This is a genomic window from Rahnella variigena, from assembly GCF_003610915.1.
GTDB lineage: Bacteria > Pseudomonadota > Gammaproteobacteria > Enterobacterales > Enterobacteriaceae > Rahnella > Rahnella variigena.
Window position 1 is genome coordinate 1,300,216 of the sequence record NZ_NSDJ01000001.1, and the last position, 26,982, is coordinate 1,327,197.

Below are 26,982 nucleotides of genomic sequence, written 5' to 3' on the forward strand. Positions count from 1 at the left end.
CGCAACTGGTGCGCCCGCCTGTAAGAGGCCTGGCGAACCAGATCCTGATACCGAAGATTATAACTTATTTAGCCGGGGAATCACTCATCGCCATCAAGCCCTGCGCGGTTCAGCAGGAACTGTGACAGCAGCGCAACCGGACGGCCGGTCGCCCCTTTATTCTTACCTGAACGCCATGCGGTACCGGCGATGTCCAGATGTGCCCAGCTGTATTTACGGGTAAAGCGCGACAGGAAGCAACCGGCGGTGATAGCACCACCCGGACGGCCACCGATGTTCGCCATATCCGCAAAGTTGGAATCCAGCTGGTCCTGATATTCATCAGCCAGCGGCAGACGCCATGCGCGGTCGCCCGCCTGTTCGGATGCACCGATCAGCTCGTGCGCCAGCGGATTGTGATTCGACAGCAAACCGGTGATGTGATGGCCAAGGGCAATCACGCACGCGCCGGTCAGCGTAGCAACGTCAATCACCAGCTCAGGATCGAAACGTTCAACGTAGGTCAGCGCATCGCACAGCACCAGACGGCCTTCGGCGTCAGTATTGAGCACTTCTACCGTCTGGCCTGACATGGTGGTCAGGATATCGCCCGGACGGAACGCCTGACCGCCAGGCATGTTTTCACAGCCTGCCAGCACGCCAATTACGTTCAGCGGCAGATTCAGTTCAGCCACCACACGCATCGCACCGTAAACGGCCGCAGCACCACACATGTCATACTTCATTTCATCCATATCAGCCGCTGGCTTAATGGAAATACCGCCGGAATCGAAGGTCAGACCTTTACCGACGAGCACGATAGGCTTAGCGTCCGGATTAGGATTTCCTTTATATTCCATCACCGACATCAGTGATTCGTTTTTCGAACCCTGACCTACCGCCAGATACGCATTCATCCCCAGCTCTTTCATCTGCTGTTCGCCGATTACGCGGGTAGTAATGTTGGTGCTGAACGCATCTGCCAGCTGACGGGCCTGTGACGCCAGATAAGCGGCGTTACAAATGTTTGGTGGCATATTGCCGAGATCTTTCGCCGCTTTGATACCGGCTGAAACCGCCAGACCGTGCTGAATGGCGCGCTCACCGCTGGTCAGTTCACGGCGGGTTGGCACGTTGAAGACCATTTTACGCAGCGGACGGCGCGGTTCGGTTTTATTGCTTTTCAGCTGATCGAAGGTATAAAGCGATTCTTTCGAGGTTTCGACGGCCTGACGCACTTTCCAGTAAGTATTACGTCCTTTCACGTGCAGCTCGGTGAGGAAGCAAACCGCTTCCATTGAACCGGTGTCGTTGAGGGTGTTAATAGTTTTCTGGATCACCTGTTTGTACTGGCGCTCATCCAGCTCGCGCTCTTTGCCGCAACCAATCAGCAAAATGCGTTCTGAAAGAATATTCGGTACATGATGCAGCAAGAGGGTCTGGCCCACTTTGCCTTCAAGTTCGCCACGGCGGAGCAGGGCGCTGATGTAGCCATCACTGATTTTATCGAGTTGTTCGGCAATCGGTGACAGGCGGCGCGGTTCGAAAACGCCGACTACAATACAGGCACTGCGTTGTTTTTCCGGGCTACCGCTTTTTACGCTGAACTCCATGCACTCTCCTGAATCTTAAAGACAAGGGCGGGAGGTACGGCTAGAATGAGTCGCCGGAGACACTCTCCCGTCATTGTGTTAACGACCTGTGTTAACCTAAACGGCGTTAGTTTTTATTTTGGCGGCTATAAGCAAGTTCCTATAGGACACCCCAATTCTCGGTGTTGTAATACTATTTTAGCTGCGAAGGTTGCCATATGATGAGAATAAATGACGGATTAGCGATGAAACTAGCGATTTTCCTTCAAAAAGACAAGTTTTCACAGGCGTATTAAGCGTGATCATCATTAGATATCTGGTTAGGGAAACCTTCAAGAGCCAATTTGCCATTCTGTTCATTTTGCTTCTTATCTTCTTCTGTCAGAAGCTGGTAAGAGTGCTCGGAGCAGCGGTGGATGGCGATATCCCAACAAATTTAGTCCTCTCTCTTCTGGGCCTTGGCGTTCCGGAAATGGCGCAGCTTATTCTGCCGCTCAGCCTGTTCCTTGGCCTGCTGATGACGCTCGGTAAACTTTATACCGACAGTGAAATCACGGTCATGCATGCCTGTGGTCTCGGAAAACGCTCACTGGTCATCGCTGCAATGGTTCTGGCGCTATTTACGTCAATCTTTGCTGGCGCCAACGCTATCTGGTTGAGTCCATGGTCGTCCAAACATCAGGATGAAGTGCTGGCGGAGGCGAAAGCCAACCCTAGCATGGCCGCGATGGTCGAAGGCCAGTTCCAGCAGGCACAAAACGGCAATGCGGTTCTGTTCGTCGGCAGCGTAAAAGGCAAAGAATTCCATAACGTCTTCCTGGCTCAGCTGCGTCCGAACGGTAATCAGCGTCCTTCTGTCGTTGTGGCAGATAAAGGGCACATGCTGCAGCGTGCTGACGGCTCACAACAGGTGATGCTGGACAAAGGCACGCGTTATGAAGGCACCGCATTGTTGCGTGATTTCCGTGTCACGGACTTTACCGATTATCTGGCGGTTATCGGCCATCAGACCGTGCAGCTTGACCCGAATCAGTCTGATCAGATGTCCATGACGCAACTCTGGAACTCTAACGAACCGGAAGCCAGCGCAGAGCTGAACTGGCGTTTAACGCTGATCGTTTCCGTGTTTATTATGGCGTTGCTGGTGGTTCCGCTCAGCGTGGTTAACCCGCGTCAGGGCCGCGTTCTGAGCATGCTGCCGGCTATCCTGCTGTATCTGATTTTCTTCCTGCTGCAAACCTCGCTGCGCTCTAACGGCGCGAAAGGCAAGCTGGATCCGTTCCTCTGGATGTGGGGAACGAACCTGCTCTACTTTGCACTGGCATTGGTGCTTAATGCGTGGGATACCTTGCCGGTTCGCAAGATCCGGGCGCGTCTGAGAGGAGTTGCCTGATGTTTGGCGTATTAGACCGTTACATTGGTCGCACTATTTTCAACACCATCATGATGACGTTGTTCATGCTGGTGTCACTCTCCGGCATCATCAAATTTGTCGATCAGCTGCGTAAAGTCGGGCAGGGCGGATATTCTGCCGCCGGTGCCGGTTTATACACATTGCTCAGCGTGCCAAAAGATATCGAGATTTTCTTCCCGATGGCGGCGCTGCTGGGCGCATTGCTTGGCCTCGGTACACTGGCAACACGCAGTGAACTGGTGGTCATGCAGGCTTCCGGTTTTACCCGTATGCAGATTGCTGCTTCCGTAATGAAAACGGCGATCCCATTGGTGCTTCTGACCATGGCGATTGGTGAATGGGTTGCGCCGCAGGGCGAACAAATGGCCCGTAACTACCGTGCGCAGCAGATGTACGGCGGTTCATTACTTTCCACGCAAAACGGTTTGTGGGCGAAAGACGGTCACGACTTTATCTATATTGAACGTGTGGCAGGTGAGAAAGAGCTGACAGGCGTCAACATCTATCATTTCAATGATCAGAACAAATTGCAGTCAGTCCGTTATGCCTCTTCGGCAACGTTTGACGGCGGTGAGTGGAAACTCTCTCAGGTAGATGAATCTGACCTGACGGACAATCTGCAGATCACCGGTTCTCAGACCCTGACCGGTGTCTGGAAAACTAACCTGACGCCGGATAAGCTGGGCGTAGTTGCGCTCGACCCGGATGCGTTGTCGATCAGCGGCCTGCACAACTACGTGAAATATCTCAAGCAGAGCGGACAGGAAGCAAAACGTTATCAGCTGAATATGTGGAGCAAAATCTTCTCGCCACTGTCTGTTGCGGTGATGATGCTGATGGCGTTGTCGTTCATCTTCGGACCTCTGCGCAGCGTGCCGATGGGCGTGCGTGTGGTGACCGGGATTTGCTTCGGTTTCCTGTTCTACGTACTTGACCAGATCTTCGGCCCGTTAAGCCTGGTTTACAACATTCCGCCGATACTGGGCGCACTGTTACCAAGCGGATTGTTCTTCGTCATCAGCATGTTCTTACTGCTGAAAAAACGATAACTCCGCAGCGCAGATAAACAAAAAGCAGGCTTTATAAGCCTGCTTTTTTTACGTCTGAAGATTGTCAGCCGGAGCGTCAGATCTCGTTATTACGCACCAGATCGGCGACCAGATCGTTCACGCCATCACTCATGTTCTTAAACTTGGTCAGTTCGCTGCGGGTGACCACCACGAACACGCCAACACCGCGCTGCGGCACCATCGCGACATACGTGATAAAGCCGCCGCCACCGCCGGTTTTCTGAATGATGCGCGGCAGCAACGGCGTTGGCGCCATCGTTACCCAGCCCATTCCCAGTGAGTCCGCCATGCCCGGCACATCCATCCCTTTGAGAGACACCAGATCTGAACGTTTGTAATACATCTTCTGCGCCATATCGGCGGTTGTGGTGCGCTGTCCGAGGAACTGACGCATCCAGCGGCCCATATCGGCAGGCGTTGAATAAAGGCCGCCACTGCCCGCTGCTGCAATGGTGTTGATGCACGGACTCGGACGCAGGCCTTCCATCAGGCGCGAACACTGGCTGGCATTTGGCGTCAGCGTGGTATCGATCATGCCCAGCGGCTTGGTGATTTGATCGCGCAGCAGTTGTGTATAAGGCTGATTAGCGGCTTTTGACAGCGCATCGGAAAGCAGGTCAAAGGCCAGATTGGAGTAAGACGCGCGTGCGCCCGGCGGCACGGTGAGTTTTGCGACGCTCAGCCAGGTCCAGCGATCGCTTTTCGTCGGCCAGGTAAAGACGGCACGATGCGCCGCACCGCCCGGCTGCTCACGCGGCAGGCCGCTGGTATGCGTAGCCAGATTCAGCAGCGTAATCGGATTTGTGCCGCTGTAAGCCGGCACGCGCGCACCGGCCGGAGCATATTTACGCAGCGGGTCATTAATGCTGACTTTTCCCTGCTGCGCCATTTTCACCAGCACTTCGCTGGTAATGAGCTTAGTCAGCGAGGCGATACGCACCACGGAGTCTTCACGCGGACGTAAATCGGAGCCCGGTTTTGTTTCCCCGAAGCTGCGGAAAACCTGCTGATTATTATCAACGACCACCAGCGCCATTCCCATTGCGCCACTGCCGTAAAAGATGTGTTCTGCATGGTCATCCACGACCTGCGACGCCAGACGCGCAGTAGTCTGCGCGTGGCTCCATAAAGGCGTACTGGCGAAGGCCAGCGCGAGGAGCGAAAGTGAGAGTTTTTTCAACAAGCTGGTATCCATCAACAGGGCAAGATCTATTCGTGATTTGTATACTAATGCGAAGTTTGAAAAACGGCACCGGAAAAACGCGGGCAAAACGAAGATTTTTGTCAGCAAATCCTCACCGAGTTGCGGTGTATGACTGTTTTTTCAACACTTAAACCGAACAACACGGGATAACTATTGCGTGACCCGCTGGGCTGGGTATAATGCCCACGTTTTCCGCATACTACTTTCAGTGCCGAAGTGGCGAAATCGGTAGACGCAGTTGATTCAAAATCAACCGCCGCAAGGTGTGCCGGTTCGAGTCCGGCCTTCGGCACCATTAGTATGAAAATTAAGACACCCACAGAGGTGTCTTTTTTTATGCCTAAATATCATCGAACTTAAAACTCGCGATTTGCTGGCGCCTATCAAAGCGGTAGAGAAGTCAGGTCGTCTTTAGGTATCTTCTCGTCTTCAGCAGCGTACGACAGCAATCATGCGTTATGCCGTACAAAGCGGTTTAAGCGACTACAACCCCCACAGGAAATGGCTGGAGCCGTCGCTACAGAAAAACGGCAACATCGTCCCGCTTTAGAACTTAGCCGTACTCCTGAACTACTTCACCGTATCGACACCTACACCGGCAGACCGCTCACTCGTTTAGCTATAGAGATGACGCTGCTGGTATTTATCCGTTCAAGTGAACTGCGCTTCGCCCGTTGGTCAGAGATCAATTTTGAAACATCAATGTGGACGATACCGGCAGATCGCGAACCACTGGAAGGCGTTAAGCACTCTCACCGTGGGTCAAAGATGCGCACACCACATCTGGTACCCTTATCTCGGCAGGCTCTTGAAGTTCTTGAGAAAATAAAACGGTTAAATGGTAATCGCGATTTAATTTTCGTTGGCGATCACGATCCCCGTAAACCGATGAGTGAAAACACGGTTAACAATCCGCTCAGGGTGATGGGTTATGACACGAAAGTTGAGGTTTGCGGCCATGGATTCAGGACTATGGCATGTAGTTCTGACCTGCTCCCCGTGATTGAGTCAGGGATGTGGTCTAAGGATGCCGTAGAGAGACAGATGAGTCACCAGGAACGTAACTCTGTGCGTGCGGCTTATATCCATAAGGCCGAGCACCTAGGGGAGCGCAGGCTGATGGTGCAGTGGTGGGCTGATTATCTGGATGTGAATCGAAAGAAGAGGGTTAGTCCGTTCGATTTTGCTAAAGTAAATAAGTAAATGTGTCTGGGTAGCGGTAGCTGCCCGGACACATTTAATTGAATTGGAACATTAACTTGTATGGGCAAAAAAGATGAAGCTTCTTAATACATACGACGATAAAGATGAAGCAGAAGATGCATTAACTAAAATATCTGGAGAGAAGAGATTAGCTAGCGAGCGCGATAGCACAATCGTTATTTATAATCTCTTTGGTACGCCATCATGGGGGAATTTCTATAAACTAGGTATGTATAGCCTTCCTGAACTGCAGGGAATGTTGGAACTACGTAAAGCAGGGCAACCTATTGATATAGCGAAATATAATGAATACATTAAAACGCTCAGCTACGTTGCTCGTACATTTGATTTATCCATTCCAAAACATTGGTTGTGAAAAAGGCCGGTTAACCGGCCCTATTATTTGAATCTAAAAATGCATGTTTCATGTGTCTATAATGTGATTGATGTAATGTTAAAATTTAACAAAATTATTCTCATAGGAAAACAATGGCATCATTAGCTTGGTGATGAACATCTAGTCGTATATTAGACGATAATCTGTTTTCATTAAAGTTTATGTCGAAGGGGAACCAGGCTGGGTCATTAATAATAGCAGTCATACTTTTGCTTGAGTTTCCTTGAGCTCTCACTGATACTTCAGTCAGCCAGGAAACAACATTATCATGATTAATCGGAATTGATTTGCGCAAGTGGTATGTGCCTGATTTAGGGTTAGATAACAATTCTAGATTTATTAAGGTTCGAACAACAAATTGCATACAACGCTTGATAGTTGAAGTATCCCCATAGCTTTCAGTAATGCGTTGCTCTAATTGATTGTAAATGAACAGACCTTCATGCTTGGTCATTCTACCAATTTGTACTACGATATTATAAAAGAAGGGGTATTTAACAAGTATCATTCCCCAATGAATAGCTATATTTATTTCGCTGTGTTCAATGAGCAATTTACAGGCGTCGGAATGAAATGCTTTGGGTACCGATTTCGATTCTGAATCCCAAATACCAAAAAGAAGATTTCTGGTTTTATCTTGTGCTACTTTGCTGTCAAAACTAGGGGCAAGCAAACTATCAATTTTATTTTTTAATGCCAGCCCGTGAATCCCATTCGCCGACCAGGATGCGGTTTGAACAAGCCAATCCATCTCTAAATGTCGATTGAATCCAATAATGGGTTTCATGAGTAAGGATTCCTTTTGAAAACGACTATTGAGTTTCCTTGCTGCAAGTATTCAAATGTTGATACATCAAGTGTATTCAAGTTGATATCAATTTGAAATGGGAAGAACACTTGATCAGCTAATACTTCATCAAGACTAATGCTGACTTTGTTCAATGAAATCATAGCAGCTGTAGTTAACCAATTTGCGATATGGTTGCTAACTTTTTCTTGAATTGGAACGATCGAATATGATGTTAGTTTATTACTTCTATCTATCAACCCTAACTCAATCATAGTCCTTAAAACAGCACTTAGCGCTCTACTGGTTGCTTGTGTCTCGCCATATAACATACTCATTCGGCGAAATACTTGAGAAAAGGTAAATGCGTCATTTAGCCTGGCTTGTCGGCCGATAAAACGAGCGACTTCAGCAAAGAAAGGTTTTTTTGCAATTAACATTCCCCAGTGAATAGGCAATGAAAATGCATCAATCTCTTGATGTAATTGAATGCTTGTCTCAAAAAAAACATCTTTATTTTTTGGTCGCATCCAAATTGAGGTTAATAAATTTCGAGCTTTGCGCCGATTTTCTTTAGTTGCTATATACGCACCAAGAAATACTTCCAAGTTTTTATTTAATTGCACGCTATCTGTTTCGCTAGCAACCCAGCGGAGCGTTTGTTCAAGCCACTCTTTCTCGACATGGCGGCAGAAACCTGGAGTTTTAACCATAACTAACTACTTTTTGTTAACAATAACGAAAGGCACTATTGCCTCATGGAGGCTGATTCCTCCATGCCCCACAACGACATCACCTTTACTTTTAAAGGCTTTATCAGAGCAGGCTAGCAAAGGGTATGTCCCTTTTGGCAGCCCCATCTCAGGACCGCGCCATACTATCACAGAATCTTGATAGTTTGCAGCAGAGCTTTCTCGCAAACTAGGGTCATGATAAATTCGTACTCGTTCCCCCCGAGTCTCAGCTTTTACTCCTTCATTGATATATCCCATACCGATAGCCTCTTGGTTTCCGTGGTCCGAAGTAATTATAACTTCAAACCCATTATCAAGTAGGTCCGAAATTTTCTCTTTGAATTTCCATTCGGTCAACCAGCTATCAACTACTACATTTAAACCAGCCATTCCCATTTTCATGCCATGCATCTGCTCATCGATAAAGTTTATGACAAAACCGGCAATTTTAACTGGTAGTGACCCAACTAGTGATTGCCATTCATCGACTGGATAGTTCTCAATTTTTTTTGCATACTTAATTTCTCGTTTGTTTAAGCCTTTATTAAGCCAATAGTTAAACCAAAGTTGTTCTTCTTTATTTGTAGTCAGTAGCGATTCACTAAAGAAAAATGGACGTTTTCCTGAAAATAAGGCTTGTCGTGAAATTGACGTTATCGTCGGCACCCAAGCAAAACAAGAATGCTCTTCTATTGAAATGTTTTCGAATATTTGTAATTGCTTACGTATTAATGGCCATTGGCGGGCGCCCATACCATCCAAAACTAGTAAGCAAACTTTATTCCCAGAGTCTATCCTGCGTGATATCCAGTCAGGAACTTTATGCAACATAGATGGGTAACGAACAGTTGGTATGGTTTGTATTTTTATATAGTTGATTTGCAACCAATGTTGAAATAATTCATCTGCATCAGTATTAATATTTTTAATTTCATCAAACAAAACTTCAACTTCAGGGAATTTTTTATTTTGATAAAAAAGGGCATTCATGATACCAAGAGAACGTGACTGCTCAAGCCAGAAATCCGCATTTATACTTTCTTCTGAGTATTGGCTGAATATTTTTTTTGCATTATTAAGTAGGTGTAGTATTCGTTCTTTTTCTGTTATTTTGGGTTCTTTTAGTACAGCAAATGATGCCCAGTGTTCAGGAGGTAAGTTTTTTATCGCGACTGGTTTTATAATGCCTTCAGCAAACAGATTATCAATAAAAACGCGAACATCACCATCACCAAAAGGAACAATTAGCTGAGTGTTTTGTCGAGATGCAATGTAGATAGGACTCTTTTCTTCATCTTGTAAGTATATTTTCCATTGTTTTTGAAGAAAATCAAAAAAATAAGCTTTATTGGAAATCAGTCGATTGATATTCCATAAACCAAAACTAGGCACTAAACTCAGTAGATGAATTAGTCTCGCTTCAATTTGCACTGGCATTTCAATGCCAATATAATGCTTTCTAATCAATAATCTAACAAGATCCGTACTGGATTGGATTATCTCAGGTGCAATTCTATATATATGGCGCAATAAGAAATCTATACTGGACTGTTGGCTGAGCCTACCCGGAGCAAATAATTTCAGCGCATCCATGACTGACTGATATAACGTGGCTGGTAGTAGTCTTAGTATGTCTGAATCAATATCCTGGAAAAATTCTGATAGATGAAAATCAATCTCTTTTGACTCATGTTGAATATCATGAGGTATAAAAATATCACGCTCAACCGTCAGCCGAATCAGGAAAGATATTTTATTCTCACCACTACGCCATGTTTCATAGGCCAGACGTAATGCTAATGGGTCATCATCATCAAAAATGAACGCATTTTTTTCTTGAAGTGAGGTTGCTATAACAGGCTCATATAGTAGTCCATCTGGATCGTTTATGATGTATACAAAATCCCCATCCAAATTTACTTTATGAATAACGTCATCCTGCCAGGTCATATTCATCCTTTAATTTCAATAATGGTGTGTAAAACCATGTCAGGAATCACCCTGCGTTTTTTATCTATACCCTCGAGCCACAGAGCATATTCACTACTTAATTGACGCAAGCGAAATTGGCGAACCTCTGGTAATCCAACTCGTTCTATTGCTTTTTTTCTTGCATTAAATGAGTATTCACCTTTTTCAAACTGGTTATCTAAATCGGTCTGGTTGGCTGTCAACATGCTTTCGAAGATAGCTTTTCCTTCCTCTTGTGCGGCCTTATGCATAAGAGCATAGATCGACTGATGTAAAGAAGAATCGACTGCTAAGTCTTGAGGTAAAATATCAAATTCTTTACTACAGACAGCATCCCAGACTCTTTGGGATGCTGTTGCGTAATATTGACCGTTGGGCTTGATATAGACTGGCATATATTGGCAGCGTCGCTCATGGCCAGCCACAAGGCGGATACTCCATAATGCCCAATAACCATTCGCTCCGGCTGGTAGTGACTTAACAGCAACACTGGGGATGGGTTGTGCTTCACTCCAAACAGGTAATTGACTACACAGCCCTTTTATCTTGGGGTTTTCGAGCGTTAGATGCGTGAAACTTGGCTGTTGCTGGGCGATTTTCCCAATAAAGGTTATTCCACTCCATGTTGCTCCATCTGGCCAAGTTAGAGTATGGCTCCCATCAATTTCGTCAGTAAAATCAGCTGTATGCTGCATACTACGTTGCCAGCGCAAGTAACTAGAGACCATGCTCTGTACCCAATAGGGAAGTGGGTGATTCAAGGCTTGGCGATAGTCCTCAGCGGATAAGGGATCTCCGCCACCAAACAGTGCATCCTGTTGCCGCTTGTCCACAGCACCATCTCTTAAGGTGTCCAAGGCTTTAGCTAACTCCTGATCCATTAAAGCAGGATCAGTGATAGATTTGATAAACAACTCATCAAACAGATGATTAGCAGCAGAGGAATCCAATACATCGCTGGTCTTATCAACGCCGAACTCGTCGAGGATAATCTGTAACTTCGCTTCGAGCACTTCGCGAACTCTGTGCTCAACGGTATCTTCGAGCACAAAGTTCAGTGCGCGAACGATATGCTGTTGGCCGATACGATCGACGCGGCCAATACGCTGTTCCATGCGCATCGGATTCCATGGCATATCGTAATTAACAATCACATGGCAGAACTGAAGGTTTAGACCTTCTCCGCCGGCATCAGTTGAAATCAGAATGCGAGTATCACTGGCGAAAGCAGCTTGTACCTTTTTACGCTCTGACAGATCCATTGAGCCGTTGAGACTAACGACACTGATGCCTCGTTCAACAAAGAACTGCGCCAACATTTCTTGGGTCGGCACAAACTCTGTAAACACCAGCATCTTAAGATATGGATCTCCCTCTTCTTGCTGCAGGCGGTAGAGCCAATCGAGCAAGGCTTCGGCTTTGGCATCATTTTCGGCACTTACACATTGCTCCGCTAACGCTAGCAAACGGCGCACTTCGTTTTTTTCATTCTCCAACGAGGTTTGGCACTGAGCTAATAATTCGTCCAGCTGGGTTTGACCATCCAGATCCGCCCACTCATCGGCAAACGCCAAAGGTAATTCTTCTTCTGCCCGCTTATTTTCTAGTACTTTTAGCCGACGGGCGAGGGTTCGTGAGATGGCCGCACTACTAGAACTCACCAAACGCTGCATTAGTATCATCAAAAAGCCAATAGCATTTTGTTGCTTGGCTTGCGCCTGGTTGTAGCCTTCTTTAATGTACTCAGTCACCTCTTCATAAAGGTGACGCTGTAATCCATGCTGGGCTTGCCAGGCAACGGCAACCATTTCTGTTTGCCGAGGACAAAAAAGTGGCTTACCTTCACCATCGATGGCGATCCGTTTTTCAGTACGCACCACAAATGGCTGGACCCGTTCTTGTGTGACCGAGCTTACATCCGGAAAGGCTTCGGCATCAAGCAGTGCCATCAAACGGTGGAAAGCATCACTTTTGCCTTGATGTGGTGTAGCGGATAATAACAAAAAATAGGGAGCTGCTTCGGCCAAACCTTGACCTAGCTTGTAACGGGCGACCTGGTCGGTGCTACCGCCGAGTCGATGGGCTTCATCAATGACGATAAGATCCCAACCAGCAGCTAGCAGGTCATCAAAACGCAGCTTGTTGTACTCATTAAGTTGTTTGAGTGACCATCCTTTGCGGCTTTCAATGGGCTTGATACTGTCGACAGGGCAGACAACCTGATCATAACGTGACCAGATATTGTCATGTTCATTCTGTGGTTTTTGTTCACCGGGCAGCATCAACTGGAATGACTCGTTAAAGTGAGTCTGCATTTCGCTTACCCACTGACTAACCAACCCTTTAGGTGCACAAACTAAAATTCGCTTTGCCAGTCCGCGCAGCTTCAATTCACGCATGACCAGTCCAGCCTCGATGGTTTTGCCCAGACCTACTTCATCCGCAAACAGATAGCGCACCTGTTTTTTGCTCATCGCCTTGGTGAGCGCCTTCAGCTGGTGCGGCAAAGGAATGACATTCGATTCTATTGGTGCCAGGAGGGTATCCTCCCGCTGGACATTGGCAATTTTGGCTGCAGTGGCCAGGTAGCATAACGCATCAGCCGTCATGATGGTCTGTACTGGCTGGTTATGGAGATCAGTGTCTAATACCTTGAGTACTACATCCTGTTGCTGCAGCCAGACACGGTAAAACTGCTGACCCCATAGGCCAGCAGTATCAATCACTTTGACATATTGCTGATGGGCCTGACTCCAGGCCCAGTCTCCTACCTGCCACATGATTTATCACCACTCATCATCGCTATCGATTTGGCTCAATGTTGCTGCTTGATCGTAATACATCAGCAGAATAGGATCTTCTTCCAGTACATTACTTGGCAATTTATCGGCCACGGCAATCAATGCAAGATACTCCTGCTGTTCCCAAAGTTTCTTAAAGCCGATGCGTACTGCTTCGATGCGGAAAAGCTTGAGCTTTTTCTTAGCTGCTTTGTATTCTTCAAACTCCTTAAGCAGCGATTTTTCGCGCAGCTTTTCCAGGTCTCCTGTCTTATTTGGATCAGGTATATACCAGCGGTCCTTTGCTTTGGCGACTAATGCAGGATGTTTTTTCGGCAGATTGCGAAGTTCTTTCCAATTACTAGAGAGGTAAGTGTGGATCTGTTGTGGAACATCATCTTTCCCATCAAAGCAGAGAAAATTTTGGTTAAGTAATTCACGTAGATCTAGCATTACTTCATTTTTACTCCACCCACTCAGCTGTTGCATGAAGTACGGGTTTAAATCAGAAAATCCCTGTGGCTTATCTCTTAATTGTTGGCGAAGCCAATCAATAGCAGAAGTTTCATCTTTAACAAAAAGTGACACTTGCCCCATTGCTCCATATATAACTTTGTTCTTATCATATTCTGCTGCTTGTTCTGGGAGGAAAAACATCCCGTCTCGCTCTGAAAAACGTTGAACGAGCCCAATTTGAAATTCTTTACTATCTAAAGGAGGTAATTGATGACCTTTTCTTACATAATAGGAAATAACTTGATCGAAAATGATTCTAGGATCTCGTTCTGGCACTCTAATTAATGTTTGACCTTGTTTTTTTATAATTGGAAGATATTTTAAATGAGTGCGGGTGAAATCCCAAACACCTTCTTCAGTTGCTGCCTCAATAGCAAAGCGTTTTTCGAAACCATTGCTTGGTTTATAAGCAGAGATTACAAGATCTTGCTTTACTGCAGTTGGAGTAGTATATGCATTGATACTTCCTTGTTTTTTATCAAGAGCAGATACATTTGCAACAATAAATCCTGCATCGGTTAAAGCAGTTTGTATGTTATTCCAAACTGAGGACTTTGTATTAGAAAATTCAACAGTCATCCATCGGCCTGGCTTTAATAACTCATAGGCTCTCCTAAAACATTTTGTCATCAGAACTCTGTATTCATTAATCCCTTTACTTTGGGTTGAGTTCTCAATTGCTTCGTCAATATTGTTAGTACAAACACCAAGCCATGATTCCCATAAAAAATTCATTTCAGAGTAATTTATATTTGCACCGAATGGAGGATCAATAAAAATATAATCTAAACTATTGTTTTCCATTTCGATTGATGTCGTAGAGGATGCCGAAATTACAGTATTGCCAAAAGCACCCACATTCAAAGCCGTGGAGTTAGAACGACTTTTAATCTGCGAAAATATTGATACTTCACTATGAATTGATGGGTTATAGAGTGTTCCACTTCTATCTTTTCCTACCCATCCGCCTCTATTATTGCCTTTCATTGCTGCAAAATAATTTGACATTAAGGGAGCGCAAAGAAGAGATGATTTAAACATCATGGATGTAAGCATAAAGTAAAAGGGATTGCTCATTGCCAGTTCCCAAAAACGTGAGAAGACTAAGAGGTTTCTTCTTGTAAAATAATGATGAACCCGAGTCATCCCTGCTGAATCATTTCTACGAGACTCTTTTCCTTCTGGCATTCTTGCAGTAGGATATTTTATGATTGTATCAAGTTCATCGATCTTATCAATTAGTTCAATGTCAGCTCTGTCTGGTTTCTTATCAAATCTCTTTCCATCAATGGAATAATTGATCAATGTAGGTACAATCTTTGCTTGCTTAGATGTTACGTTCATCTTCTTATCAAAGACTGTGTTAAATGAACGGGCCATAATTTTTTTGCTCAAAAGAATTGAGCAATGTGGACATGGAAATTCTTCTTTAACCTTATCAGCTTGCGGGTCTACTGATTCATTCCAAAAAATGACCTCTTTCGCACATTCAGGGCAGATAAAAACATCTGACCAAATTGTATAATTTATTTTAGCTATGCGGCCATCTGTGTGCTTTGTTTCATACATCCAACCAAGTTCATTCTCCACTATATTTATAGAGTTCATAACTTCATTATGAAATTCATCAATGTCTATAGGTGTGTTGTAATTGTACGAAATAAAAGTGGCTGCTGTTGATAAATCATTGAGAATAGTTTTTCGAACTCCAAGTTTAGAGAATGGTTTCCATGTTTTTTTCCCATTTTCGTCAAATGCTTCCTCCAATATAGAACCATCAGCATTAACCTGGAAACCTAGAGAAACAACAACTTCCCGGTCCCCACACATGTGTGCTGCGACTGCAGTCATCCCAGTCCCACAAAAACCGTCGAAAACTATATCTCCAGGACTGGTATAATGAAGGATATAACGCATAATTGCCTTATGCGGTACCTTGGTGTGGTAGGAATGAGCATTGTAAATTGGATCATTTTTTCCTTCACTGACATCTGCCGCAAAAGGCTCTCGGTGATATTCATCAATACATTTTGATTTTTGTGACTCCCATTCTGCAACAAAATCCTTAATCCAAGGATTTGGGCATGCAGTGTAATAAGGAGGATCACTTAGATTTAATATATCCTTATCATTACCAATGGGAAAACCTTCTATTTTGCGAAATTCTGGGTCCTTGAGCTTTTCCGCCAGCAATGCCAAAAAATATTCGCGGCGTTCCTGATCGTTAGGAAAAGTTTTTCCTAAGCAGGTCACTGGGCCTGCTATTTTTACCTGCTGTGAGCTATCGCTGGAGAATAAACTGTCTTGTTGCATCGTGCTTCCTATATCGGGTACGGCCTATGTCATACCCGCAATTATAAATTAATCTATAATGATACGAATTTTATTGAGGTCTTTACCCTGACAGAGCTTGTCGAGTAGCCGATTAAAGCGCTCAGCTATTTCATCACGGCTCTGAGGAAGACCTTGGCCGAGGGCATTAATAAGTTCGGCTGAGTTAATCCGTAGCTCTTCCAACCCTGCTAACACTAGATTTACCGCTTGCACAAAGGTGGAGTCCAATAGTTCGGGCAACTGGCCTTTCTGAATAAAGTCATGAATTAACTGTGCCTGATTGGGTTTGAGCAGACCGAGGTTAATAAACGGATCATCGAGTAGACTATTCAGGTTACTAAGCCAATCGCTTTGTAAACTGTCTAGCCGTTGTTCCAGATTATTTAATTGTTCACTGGCCGGAGCCTTGCTGCTTTCTTGACGAGCATTGAATTCTACCGGATTGGCATTCATTGCCAGCTGTTTGGGATCTATGGGCTTAGCTGTTTGTAATTGTGCCGCATCTTTACGCCAATCAGCCAGCTGTTGGGCAGGGAGCAAGGTGATGCCACTCAATATATCCAGTTCTGCAAGGCGTTCGTCGCTTAGCAGTTTGGATTTAGTTTTCTCTTCTCTGCTGTCGAGACGCGCTCGAATATAGAGTTCAATATAGTGCTTGGCATACTCCGTTTTTAGCCCAGTCAAAACAGCGATCTGCGTTGCTTTGAAGTGTTCATCACATCGTAATGAAGGATCCGCGAAACCTTGTCTTAGCCCATCTCGAGCCAATTTTACTTGTTCTTGCCACATGTGCTGCTCAGGTAGTACCAACTGAGCCTCTTTTAGGTAAGTACATAATGGGGTCAGATCGTTGACTGCCGCTTTGAGTTGCACAAAATTTCGCCATGCGTGAAGCATTTGCTGGAAACAGGCAATTTCTGAAGCCGTCACCTTGAGGTTTTTAAGCTTGCCTGGTTTGTCATAGCGCTGGATTGTTTCCAAAAAGTTTTTAAGCTCAGCTAGTTGTGTTGACAGTGTTTGCTCTTCACTTTCTTCCAGAACTAATTGTCCCCATAACGGCAAACGTTCTTTGACACTTTGCTGCCCTTTGACTAGTTCGTTAATCAGCAATTCTGTGCGCTTTAACATTTCGCGTACGATGCTATCGTCACCTTGCTGGATCGTGGTAGCTAAACCGTCATTCATGTCCAACAGAGTAAGTAGGGCTTTTAATGCGGTGACATTAAAATCCTTGGGCGATTGGATATGTTTAAAGTCTTTCAGTACATCAAATGCAATGGATTTGAATTTGACGACATCACTGGCAGTCAGGGTATGGCCGACCACTACTAATTCAAGCTCGCCGCTATAAACCAAACAGGCGATCAGGACTAACAGCCATTCCGGTTCTAGTCGGAAGCTTTCTGGCTTAAAATAGAGTCGGGAATTGATTGCCTCCAGCAGTTCTGCCTGATTGGCCACCTGGCCCTGTGGCTTGCTTTGCAAAACAGCTAAAACCGCCTGGGCATAGCGTGATTGTAGCGGAGAAATTTTATCGCCATCCAATAATTCAAGTGCGTCAAGGACGGCATTAGCTCGCTTGGTCGTAGCGCCACCGGAGACAACACTTAACGCATCTTTGGCTGCGCTTTCTATGTTTTCATAGGTGATCCACTGACTAAAAGTAGGATACTCGGGTGCTAATGAAACAAAGTGATTAGCCAAGATATGACTGGCAACGGATTCAAAAATATCCTTGAGGCTGCCAATTTGGCTATCGCCGAGCCCAGAAATGTTGCGGACAGAGGTACCTTTGAGCCAGTCCATCATTGGCTTGCTTTGCCCATTGTATTGAGCAATGTAGGCATCTTTGAAATGGCTCTTTAGCCAAGTCTGCATCTCTCTCAGATAACCATCCGCTTTAAGTTTGTAGACATTCTTGGCGTTACCTGTAGCAGAAGCATGTAAATCGATAGCAGCTGCATAGTAGTTCAGGCTGCGATCAAATTCACCGTCAGCATTTTGCAGAATAAATAGCACTTCATCGCTGCGGATGTGCTCTTTTTTCTGTTTTGGCGGGTTGTATGGCTGTATGAAGTACATGTAATAATCGAGCGGCGGCTTGGCTGTTTCTCGTTCATTAGGCGAGCCTAAGAACATCCATCCTGGACGATTAACATTTCGATCCAACCATTTCAGCTCGTGCCGCCACATCTGAATATTAGGTTGCTGCATATCAGTTTCTTCCAGGATCTGCAGCATAGCTTCACGATAGGCACCGTTACGACTATCATCCGTAAGCAAGGGAATCTTGTTTTCGATATAAGCATCAAAGTCTTCAGTCTTTTTCAAATCCAAAAAGAACTGATCGTTTGCCTTGTTCTTTGAAAAGAACTGACCATTGACGGTTTTTCGGATCTTCGTCAGTACAGCAACAATCTGAGTTTCAAGGTTTTTACTCTTTTCACCAGACAACTGCTCGATACCCGGCAGATAGAGACAGAGTGAATCACGCAATTCAGCAGCGGTTGCTCCCATCTCGTTATAAACATCGCCAACAGTCAAACGATGGATTGCCAAACCGGCTACTAGGCGTTTGGCAAAGTCTACTTCGGTCGCGTTTGGATAGGCTTGGTCAATACGTGTAAACAGGGTTTCACCGACATCAATGACCTGGCCGACATCAGGGTTGGTCTTGGCGCTGGGATCGCTTCTGAGTTCATCCCAGTAGGTGTCATATGAAAATACACCCGGCTTATCAATGGGAACTTGCTGATCCATTAAAGCTTGCATCTGTCGTGAGAGGCTGCGCAATACCTGACGTTGTTCGATACCTGCGCCATGTACTCGCTCAAAAGTATTAATGTAGTCAGGATGAACAGGGAACATCCGAACAAATTCGTCGAGCCGTTCATTCATACGATCAAAACAAGGCGTGAATTGTTGTAGATACTCACGGATCCAATGTAATTGCTGGGCATCTTTCTTGAGTAGGCGTTCAGCGACTACATATTTGATATCGTCACGAGTGATCAATACCTGTTCTGCACGGTCACGAATGCGTTTGACTTCTTGCGTTGCAAAAGCGAGCTGAGTGCTGTCGAAAATGGCTTCTTGAACGCCGCAAATAAAACGAAAACGTGTGCCATCGATCACCTCTCCCATGACGCGCATCATGGCCATATCCAACGGAAGCTGCTGCTGGTTGCGAGAGCGGAGGTAGTCGAGGATTTCATCGCAAATTAAAAGCAAACCTTGATCTGGATAACGTTGATGAAATAGTGCCATCATCTCTTCAAAGTAGGGCTTGTGATTGGATGAAATTTCTTCCATTGCTGGAAATTGGTAATCAATCCCCATCTCTGCCAAGCTAGATGTCAGGTTGTCTGTGACAATATCCGCAAAAGCTTTTTTGCTAGCTCCAACCTCAAAGCGGATAACTTTAAATTTTCCGGCAATTTTGCCAGCAGCCTGGCGAACTTTGTCATTAGTAATGAATTTTGCAAGTTCAGGGAACTCAGCAACTGCTGAGACCACTGACATCAGGTGTGATTTACCTGAGCCGTAGTTACCGACAACCCAGAGAGATTTATTATCAACTGATTCTTCAAACTGCAACTGTGGAATGATGATGTCCGCCAGTTTTAGTGCCATCTTGTCCGAGATAACATAAGACGCCACCAACTGCTGAGCTTTGTGCTGTTCAGCAGACTCCTTGAGTTTGATGATAGTTGTGACGGGCTCAAATTGAATGAGCTCTCCGTACTTTTTCATTTATATTCCCTCTGCTCAACAAAATGAATGATCGGCAGATTTGCCAGCTCATTCGCTGTGTAAGATTGATAATCGGCCCTTCCCGGAACTGAAAAGGTTAAAAATTGTTCTGTAATCTGCCCTGGCCAGATAGCGATGATAGGCTTGATTCGCGCTAGCTCTTGTAGCTGGCGCAAAGGATCTAGTTCCAAAGATGGTTCAAATAGAGCTTGAATCCTGTCAATCCATACTACTTCAGACGCTATGCAATTTAGCATTTGAGTGAGGATATCTGGAGCCTTACTGGATCGATCACCACGTGATAGCGGTAGCAAGTGTTCACATAGCTGTTCAGATAGCTCGAGCAACGTTATCTCTTCTGACAGCTGAGAAGGCAATATGCCTTGTTCAGTTGAGTTGACGATTAGCACTAGCGAGCTAGCTTGGTCACACAATCTCAAAAGGGCTGAGTTGGTTTGATTAAGCAGATCGTAAGTCGAGGATACGATTGTAGTATGGATGTTTTGACCAATCATTTGTCTGGCTTAATTACGTGAACTTATGGGCATATTCTAGCGAGTTAGCAACTGTTTGTCTCAATCGTGAAAACATCACACCAGTTAGGCATTTAATCCGATAGCCACTGGCGATTACATCCATGACAAAATCCATTGACTACGTCTGGTGATGACCAGCACGTAGTACTAGAGGCAGATGCTGGGTTTACAGACCGATACGGCGTCATTTGCATTTTAAACGCAGCCCGCTGAGGTGATTAAGACGATAAACCAGCTTGTAGCTAATATGAAAAACCTCACTGTGCAGAAGTTGCTTTATGCTCCGATAGTTCTTTGTAGTGTCTGGCTGGTTAACGTCCAGGGTATAAGCAGTTCTAATAAGGTAAAGAATTAAGTTCCTTACACAAAGGAGCATCATACCTTTGGTGGTTCCAGAGAAATAAGCAAATGTGTCATATCCTTCAAGGACTCATCGCCATTGTGTTTCAGGCCGAACAGCAAGTCTTCTTGGCGCGGCTGGCCGAAGACAATACGGTAGAGTGCAAGTTCTCGCTTGAGCCGCTTAAACTTAATGCTCTCTTTGCTGTACGGCAGCATGGGAACCCGGCGCTCGACGCGAGAGGTTCCTTCTTCAAAAATCCAGTAGGGAATCAAATCCGACTGTCCTGCTTTGCGCTGACTTGCCGCAAGTGCGAAGAGCTGTGTCCATGGATCTGCACTTTCTGCCAGCGAATGAAGTGCACTCAAACCATAATGCTCGGCAATATTCTTCCTGACCGCATGGCCCTTATAACGATGTACTCGTCCTTCACGCTGCTCCATATCGACTGGGTTTGACGGAAGATTCCAGTGCATCACCGCGTGGCACCAGGTGTGAAAATCGAGTCCCTCTTGCCCGATTGAAGTGGAAGCCAATACAAAGGGGGGAAAGGGGGAGTTAAACGCATCTTTTACCGACTCTGCATGTGCGACGGCTTGATCCTTGTCGTCCCGCAGTTGGCCGTAGCGTAAGGCAAAGCGGCACCGTGTGTACAAATCGCTCCAAGTATAATTACCGCCTTTCGTCTTGAGCTCATCAACGTTCAATTGCGTGGTTCGCAGTGAAACCACGGCCTGAATACGGGATGCAATAGCCGCCAGTTGCGCTTCGGCGGATTCATGCTGCAACCCCATCGACTCCAGCAGCGTATGAACATACTCATCCAGCATGGCCTGAATGTTGCCATCGATGCCATAACGCAGCGTCAGCCGCCAGTAAGTGTCATCCCCTGTGCCACGTAGTAGTGAAATACTCTCTGCCTGGTTGTAGAGCGAACGAAATCCAGAGGCGATTTGCGCTGCTGCGGACAATATGTCAGCCGAATCGGTTGCTAGGCCTGAGTCGATACGGCTGAGCGCCCGGAGGGCACATGTACCGGGGCTGGCAAGCGCGAAGTCGCAGAGAACCTTTGCCAGATCGTCAGGACGTGGGCCGAGGGATATCTTACCATTTGCCACCCCGGCAAACTGGTCGATATGTTCCTGGAAGTTTTCGGCAGGTTCATTTTGGGATGGTCCGGTGTACCAGTCATGTTCGCCCAGCCACCAGTCTGGAGTTTCGGTACGGGCATCCAGTAACGCCGGGGCTGCCCAGTACCAGCGTTCGTCCGCACGAGACCCCGGCCCGCCATTGGGCAGTGTCTCAAGCAGCGCTTCACATTTCACCGTTGCAATTGCTCTCACGGACTTTACACTCAGCGCCTCGTCGGGTTTTTGGCGGGCAATTTCAAGCGGATCGATATAACGGGCAAGTGTCGGTGACGGTAGCATCCAGGCGATAACAGGCATTCCGGTGAGGCGGCCATCTTTTGATGATTTTGCAAAGTTGAGCAGCGGTTTTACTTTTTTCTTGAACTGGCTGTGCAGAATCTGGGGAGCAGCACCAACCATTCGTCGTTCAGCTTCATAAGAGCAGACAGTGGCAATCGCATTAGGTACTGCGCTCCAAGCGGAAAAGACCAGCGTTTTGGTCAGACTGTCTTTGTTGGCATATACCCCATTTGGTATCGTGTAGGGCAGTGAAGGTGGCATCCACAAAAGCTGCCACATACCTTTATCCAGCGTATCCTCAAACAGCATCCGCATTCGTGGGTTTGCAGCATCTAACGGCTGGTAGCGTTCCAGCTTTGCCTTCGTCAGCAGGTGAGGTTTTGCTGATTTAACGAGTTTACGCAACGTATCTGAAGGAGATTTCAGTGCCCTATCTATAAGGGTACGTAATTCGTAATGTTTTAGGAAATTGAAAAGATAAGGCATCGATTTCCAGTATTCGAGGACATCGCGAGCTTGCACTTCCATGGCTACGCCATCAACGGCAACTGCGTGATAAAGATCTGTGGGCGTAATGATTGCTGGTTGCAAGACTTCCTTCGTCATCGCATCTAGCTTTTGTGTCATCGTTACCCGTTCGGTACGGCACATAACCTGTAATAAAGCGTGCTCCAGTGCATTTTTGGTCTCCGCTGCGTTTTCCGATGCGTGCAACGCGGTACGGTGATCGAGTAAGTGCTGCTGAATATCTTTGATTTGACTGTCATCGTTATACAAAAACTGTAATGTACGGATAAAGTCGGCGTAATGGTTATCCTCTTCGCTTTCCTGATCGAGGGTAAACATTTTATACGGGGTCGCCGAGAGTAAGAGCACACGTACGTTCGGCTGTTCAAAGAGTGCTTTTGCCAGCAGTGCGGCTTCATCATCACCATCGAGTAGGGCTTTAAACCGCTGAAACTCATCAAGGATAACTAGATCGGGTGCCAACGCAGATTAGCACACTGAAGCCAGTTTGCTTCTGAGTTTGCCGATCAGTGTGTAGCGCAATTCAGAATAATGCGTCTCGCTATCGTCATCGGCGAAATATTCGCACCCCTCCTTGAGCTGGTCATACAGTTCGGCATCGTCTAACACCTTGCGACGAAAATCTTTTGCCAGTTCCCTGTCAATGTCGGCGACAGAAAGCTGGTTAACTGCGGAACACCAGCCAGGTCGGCTTGCTGTTGCCTGGAGCAGGTTAAGCAGACCCATGCGTAAACGTTCACGACGCTCGCCTTTAGCCAGCGGCAAATCGTACAAAATGCGATACAGGATCGCGCGCTCTTCTTTATGACCTCCACGACTGCGGGTGTGATCGAGGGCTGTGTTCGGCGTCAGGCTGATAAAATTAATTCTGTTTTTGCGCAGAGACCGTACCTGTTTTGGCAGGAATGTTAGTCGCGTTGAGTGCGAAAACTGCGTTTCATTACTGACATTTAGGCGCTTGATATTCTGCGCTGCGATGGCCGCATTTGAACAGATATAAATAATGTCGATACGGTCGACTTTATCCTGCAAATGTTCAATGGCTTTGGCGATGATGCCCCGAGCAACCATCGTTTTTCCCAGACCCACTTCATCGGCTACCAAAAAGCGATTTTGCTGTCTATCACCGTAAAATTTCTGAAAAACATAATTCACAGTGCGTTGCTGAAAATCTTTCAATCCCGTTAGTGGGGCGATAATACAGGGGGGCTTATCGGTCATTTCGTCCTCCCATCGCTGATTCAAATACGGCCCATAGGGCAAGAAAATCTTGCGGAATCATATCGCTTTGCCCTTTGCGCATATTGCTTATCAGCGCGGAGATATCGGTTAAACGTTTGGGCTCACGGCTATAGATACGTGTTAGCTCTTCCAGAACAGCAAAATCTTCCCCATTGGCAAGCCCTGTAAAGAAATTGCCATTACCAAAGGTGTTTTCGTCAAAGAAGGCCTGCTGCCCCGTCTCGCCTATCAACATCGATAGATAACGCAGAAAATCCTGTTTCTGCATGCTGCTTTTTAAAATCATTGCGTGGCGATCAGGTGGCAAAGCGTCAATCGGCAAATTGAGGACGAATCTGACAGATACATCCGGATGCGATGTTTTAAGCGAAAACGCTGTCAGCCTGCTAATGGCCTGGATTGAAAACTCACCGAGTGATCTTTTATTCCCATCTGCTGGGGCTAACGGTCCTAATGCGAAGCGGACATCGTCCTCCGTGAGATCCAGTACTGCAGCCAGAGCCCTGTAAACTTTGGCTGAAGTCATCGCTCCAAGGTAGTCAGCGGTATCATCAAGCAGTTGCTCTTGATGGAGTTGCAAAGTGAATTCCAGAATTAAGCTTTCAGCTGGACTGAGCCCAATTCGGCGGGCCAGGCTATCTAATGCCTGCTGAAATTCAGTAGGCTTCGCCATCGGGATTTGTCGTTCAAGCTCCGCATGACGCAAACGTAATACCCCCAGAATCGATTGTTGTAACTGATGATTGAACTCCTCATCTTCATATTTAGTCAGGTTCAGATATCCAGCCAGAGGCTGATTGTTAAATCCGTGCTGAGTCATGAATTGCTTATGCGCACCTAACCGGAAAAAAAGACGTAATATCCACAGTTGCAGAGTGTTATCACGTTCGAATGATTGAATAAGTTCAGCATTTTGAGTTTTTTGCATATTAGTCCCCTTTAAAAATCTTATTTTCTCCATCGGCGTGACAAGTTGTGTCGCAACTATTCTATTTAATTTTATTTAATATATGAGCATGGTGAGACACACTCTGTCGCAGGCTTGTGTTATGGGGGGGGGAGATAAGGTGAATGGCGCGGATTACGGGGATGCTTACAGGAGTATCTCCCCCCTGACTTCTCCGCGATATTGGCGTAACCAGCGTTTTGATGTTGAAAGGCCTATATTCATCATTTCAGCAGTCTGGGTCACCGGGTACTTGTGCTGCAGAACCAAAATGACACATTCCTGTTTGAACTCATGGGTAAACGTTTTATTTCGCATTTTCACCTTGGTAGAGTTACTCATTATATCTCTAACAAAGTGTCCAGAAAGATTAGACCATTACAGTGTGAAAATTTTAGGAATTACCATATTGATCTCTCCCACTAAAATATTATTATTAAAATTACAGGTGCTAAGAAAAGTTGCTAAGAGGTCAGCAGCCTTGAGATGGAACCTCTCAGAAAAAAGTTGCGGCAGTCTCTTAAAGATTTGAGACTTAAATGGAGAAATAGCATGACACAGAAGAAAAGCACATCCAATCAGATTGATGACTACTTTAAAGCTATGAGCGAAGGCACACTGGGTGAAAGGAAGACATATTTGCAACTTTTTGCCGAACTTACCTCAACGCATAAATCGGTCAGCCGAAAGGACATCATTCGAGGCCTGGTTAAAAAGCTTGAAATGGAGAAGGACGTAACAAAGGCCGATATTTATCGCAATATACTTGAACAGATGCATGAAACTCGGGATAACGACTAGCTAAGCAGGCATAATTTTCAATGTATAAGAGAAAAAATACCGGACGAGAAAGTTACTAAATCCACTGAGTAAAAAACTTTTCAAGACTACATTAAGCATTCAATATTTATGCTGATATTAATAAGGAATTCTATTATATACCTCTGTCATTGTAGACTGAAGATTCTATATTAAAATGATGAGTACGCCATTTAGTGGGGTGGGGCTCGAGTTTATGAATATACCGTTGCTCCTTCGTAAATTTATTAGCCCAACTATCATACTTCGCTACATGCAATTTAAAAAGTGTGAAAAAAACTCATACATTGTTCCGTACAATGTATGAGTAAGCCAAGTGGCCAATACCAGGGAATCAAAAACACTATAATAAATAGTGAGTTAGTAAATTTCCTGAACCGGGATGAACTTATTGATTACAAGTGTCTGACCGAAATTTAAGTTCTAGAATTGTTGCATGTGAATGAGCTTAATTCTGTATTCCAGTAAAGTGCTTACTTTATATTTCTGCATAGCTGACCTTAAATGAGAGCTAACTGTTTTAGGTGTTATGCCCGTTATTGTACTTATCTCATTATGGCTTAGACCTTTCCTGAGCAGATCAGAGACTTTACGTTCCTTATTTATTAAGGCTAAATTTTCAGTTCTTACAAAAAGATTATTCCTAATTAAAGGCGAACCAAACATAACCATTTTAAAGATGTTTAAAATCTGATCTAATCCTGTGTCAGGGGCAATAAAAAGTGCATTTTCATACCCTCTTATGCCTCTCACAACTTCTGACATTGAAAAAGTACAGAAAACGATCACTGCTCCTCCTCTATCAAGCGAAGGGCTACGTTCAGGTAACTTTTCAAATATGCTCCTGGAAGATAAGACGACAATATCAGCTTGAAAATAATCGTTATATCTTGACTCATGTCGATTAATGAGCCTTACATTTACTACATGAGAATGATATATATCATCTAAAAGTTTTTGCAAGCCAACCTTAAAGTAATAATCCTTGCAGTAAATAGAAAAAAGTGAATTTCCATATGACAACATATTCAAAGTCCATATTAATAGCAACAGCTCTAGCGAATTGCAATTGAATATCTTAAGCAATCGCTAATAAAAAAACTTAAAGATCGTTATCCTTTTTACCAACAGGAACTAACTAAAGCAACTCGTCAAAGCTGTAAGGAGAAATGACATAATGAGCATAATCCTAATATCGAAAACGAAATAGTGGCTTCTCTTTAAATTAACAAACCAAATAAAATAGGAATATTCATACTGCACGTTGTGCCCAATTAGGATTGAAGCGATATAAACTAGGATTTTTCACATGCAGCAAGAAATAATAACATAAGTGATTAATCATAATCATAAATCACTAATTGCTAGCAACGATAGATACAATCATATTGATAGAAATTAACATTT

18 protein-coding genes, 1 tRNA gene and 1 pseudogene are annotated in these 26,982 nt (G+C 45.2%); 6 read left to right on the forward strand and 14 right to left on the reverse strand.

Going from position 1 to position 26,982, the window contains the following annotated elements; all coding sequences use genetic code 11:
* Nucleotides 1–80: 80 nt before the first annotated feature.
* The gene (pepA, locus tag CKQ54_RS06060) at nucleotides 81–1,592 is read right to left on the reverse strand and encodes a leucyl aminopeptidase (protein ID WP_112289446.1); all 1,512 of its coding nucleotides are present in this window, start codon (nucleotides 1,590–1,592) and stop codon (nucleotides 81–83) included.
* Nucleotides 1,593–1,869: 277 nt separating this feature from the next.
* Between pepA and lptF the strand changes: the two genes are divergently transcribed.
* On the forward strand, nucleotides 1,870–2,964 hold the full coding sequence (gene lptF, locus CKQ54_RS06070) for an LPS export ABC transporter permease LptF (RefSeq protein ID WP_112289447.1): 1,095 nt from the start codon (nucleotides 1,870–1,872) through the stop codon (nucleotides 2,962–2,964).
* Complete coding sequence (gene lptG, locus CKQ54_RS06075; RefSeq protein ID WP_112289448.1) at nucleotides 2,964–4,034, forward strand: LPS export ABC transporter permease LptG; 1,071 nt, start codon at nucleotides 2,964–2,966, stop codon at nucleotides 4,032–4,034. Before lptF ends, lptG begins: the two co-directional genes overlap by 1 nt.
* A gap of 76 nt (nucleotides 4,035–4,110) precedes the next feature.
* Here the strand turns inward: lptG and ampH are convergent, their stop codons facing one another.
* Nucleotides 4,111–5,250 carry a D-alanyl-D-alanine-carboxypeptidase/endopeptidase AmpH gene (gene ampH, locus CKQ54_RS06080; RefSeq protein ID WP_112289449.1) on the reverse strand — a complete coding sequence of 380 codons (1,140 nt, stop codon included), beginning with the start codon at nucleotides 5,248–5,250 and terminating at the stop codon, nucleotides 4,111–4,113.
* Nucleotides 5,251–5,469: 219 nt separating this feature from the next.
* Between ampH and CKQ54_RS06085 the strand changes: the two genes are divergently transcribed.
* The 3 genes and pseudogenes from CKQ54_RS06085 (at nucleotide 5,470) to CKQ54_RS06095 (ending at nucleotide 6,838) form a co-directional block, all read left to right on the forward strand.
* Nucleotides 5,470–5,554 (forward strand) — tRNA-Leu (locus CKQ54_RS06085).
* Nucleotides 5,555–5,602: 48 nt separating this feature from the next.
* A pseudogene (locus CKQ54_RS06090) lies at nucleotides 5,603–6,462 on the forward strand (tyrosine-type recombinase/integrase); the annotation flags it as partial.
* 73 nt (nucleotides 6,463–6,535) lie between these two features.
* Nucleotides 6,536–6,838, forward strand: coding sequence for a hypothetical protein (locus CKQ54_RS06095; RefSeq protein ID WP_120162117.1), 303 nt, complete (start codon nucleotides 6,536–6,538; stop codon nucleotides 6,836–6,838).
* Between the two features lie 100 nt (nucleotides 6,839–6,938).
* Here the strand turns inward: CKQ54_RS06095 and CKQ54_RS06100 are convergent, their stop codons facing one another.
* From CKQ54_RS06100 to CKQ54_RS26085, 11 genes are all read right to left on the reverse strand, one after another.
* Nucleotides 6,939–7,646 (reverse strand): hypothetical protein, encoded by a 708-nt coding sequence (locus CKQ54_RS06100; protein ID WP_120162116.1) that lies wholly within the window; start codon nucleotides 7,644–7,646, stop codon nucleotides 6,939–6,941.
* Entirely contained in the window at nucleotides 7,643–8,359 is a 717-nt protein-coding gene (locus CKQ54_RS06105) for a hypothetical protein (RefSeq protein ID WP_120162115.1), read from the reverse strand. Before CKQ54_RS06105 ends, CKQ54_RS06100 begins: the two co-directional genes overlap by 4 nt.
* A 6-nt stretch (nucleotides 8,360–8,365) precedes the next feature.
* The gene (pglZ, locus tag CKQ54_RS06110) at nucleotides 8,366–10,330 is read right to left on the reverse strand and encodes a BREX-3 system phosphatase PglZ (protein WP_167459619.1); all 1,965 of its coding nucleotides are present in this window, start codon (nucleotides 10,328–10,330) and stop codon (nucleotides 8,366–8,368) included.
* Nucleotides 10,331–10,332: 2 nt separating this feature from the next.
* Nucleotides 10,333–13,131 carry a DEAD/DEAH box helicase gene (locus tag CKQ54_RS06115; protein WP_120162113.1) on the reverse strand — a complete coding sequence of 933 codons (2,799 nt, stop codon included), beginning with the start codon at nucleotides 13,129–13,131 and terminating at the stop codon, nucleotides 10,333–10,335.
* 6 nt (nucleotides 13,132–13,137) lie between these two features.
* Entirely contained in the window at nucleotides 13,138–15,960 is a 2,823-nt protein-coding gene (locus tag CKQ54_RS06120; protein ID WP_120162112.1) for a DNA methyltransferase, read from the reverse strand.
* A gap of 48 nt (nucleotides 15,961–16,008) precedes the next feature.
* Nucleotides 16,009–19,734, reverse strand: a complete 3,726-nt coding sequence (locus CKQ54_RS06125; protein WP_120162111.1) for a DUF6079 family protein — start codon at nucleotides 19,732–19,734, stop codon at nucleotides 16,009–16,011.
* Complete coding sequence (gene brxF / locus CKQ54_RS06130) at nucleotides 19,731–20,249, reverse strand: BREX-3 system P-loop-containing protein BrxF (RefSeq protein ID WP_120162110.1); 519 nt, start codon at nucleotides 20,247–20,249, stop codon at nucleotides 19,731–19,733. Before brxF ends, CKQ54_RS06125 begins: the two co-directional genes overlap by 4 nt.
* Before the next feature lie 396 nt (nucleotides 20,250–20,645).
* Nucleotides 20,646–23,030, reverse strand: coding sequence for a DEAD/DEAH box helicase (locus CKQ54_RS06140; protein ID WP_244220172.1), 2,385 nt, complete (start codon nucleotides 23,028–23,030; stop codon nucleotides 20,646–20,648).
* Between the two features lie 6 nt (nucleotides 23,031–23,036).
* Complete coding sequence (locus CKQ54_RS25745; protein ID WP_244220173.1) at nucleotides 23,037–23,789, reverse strand: DEAD/DEAH box helicase family protein; 753 nt, start codon at nucleotides 23,787–23,789, stop codon at nucleotides 23,037–23,039.
* Nucleotides 23,779–24,738, reverse strand: coding sequence for a hypothetical protein (locus tag CKQ54_RS25750; RefSeq protein ID WP_244220174.1), 960 nt, complete (start codon nucleotides 24,736–24,738; stop codon nucleotides 23,779–23,781). Before CKQ54_RS25750 ends, CKQ54_RS25745 begins: the two co-directional genes overlap by 11 nt.
* 165 nt (nucleotides 24,739–24,903) lie before the next feature.
* Nucleotides 24,904–25,098 carry a helix-turn-helix domain-containing protein gene (locus CKQ54_RS26085; RefSeq protein WP_120162108.1) on the reverse strand — a complete coding sequence of 65 codons (195 nt, stop codon included), beginning with the start codon at nucleotides 25,096–25,098 and terminating at the stop codon, nucleotides 24,904–24,906.
* Between the two features lie 210 nt (nucleotides 25,099–25,308).
* On the opposite strand from CKQ54_RS26085, the gene CKQ54_RS06155 reads away from it, so the two are divergent.
* Nucleotides 25,309–25,557 (forward strand): biofilm development regulator YmgB/AriR family protein, encoded by a 249-nt coding sequence (locus CKQ54_RS06155; protein ID WP_159281389.1) that lies wholly within the window; start codon nucleotides 25,309–25,311, stop codon nucleotides 25,555–25,557.
* 441 nt (nucleotides 25,558–25,998) lie between these two features.
* On the opposite strand, the gene CKQ54_RS06160 is transcribed toward CKQ54_RS06155, so the two are convergent.
* Nucleotides 25,999–26,601 (reverse strand): helix-turn-helix transcriptional regulator, encoded by a 603-nt coding sequence (locus tag CKQ54_RS06160; protein ID WP_120162106.1) that lies wholly within the window; start codon nucleotides 26,599–26,601, stop codon nucleotides 25,999–26,001.
* Nucleotides 26,602–26,982: the final 381 nt, after the last annotated feature.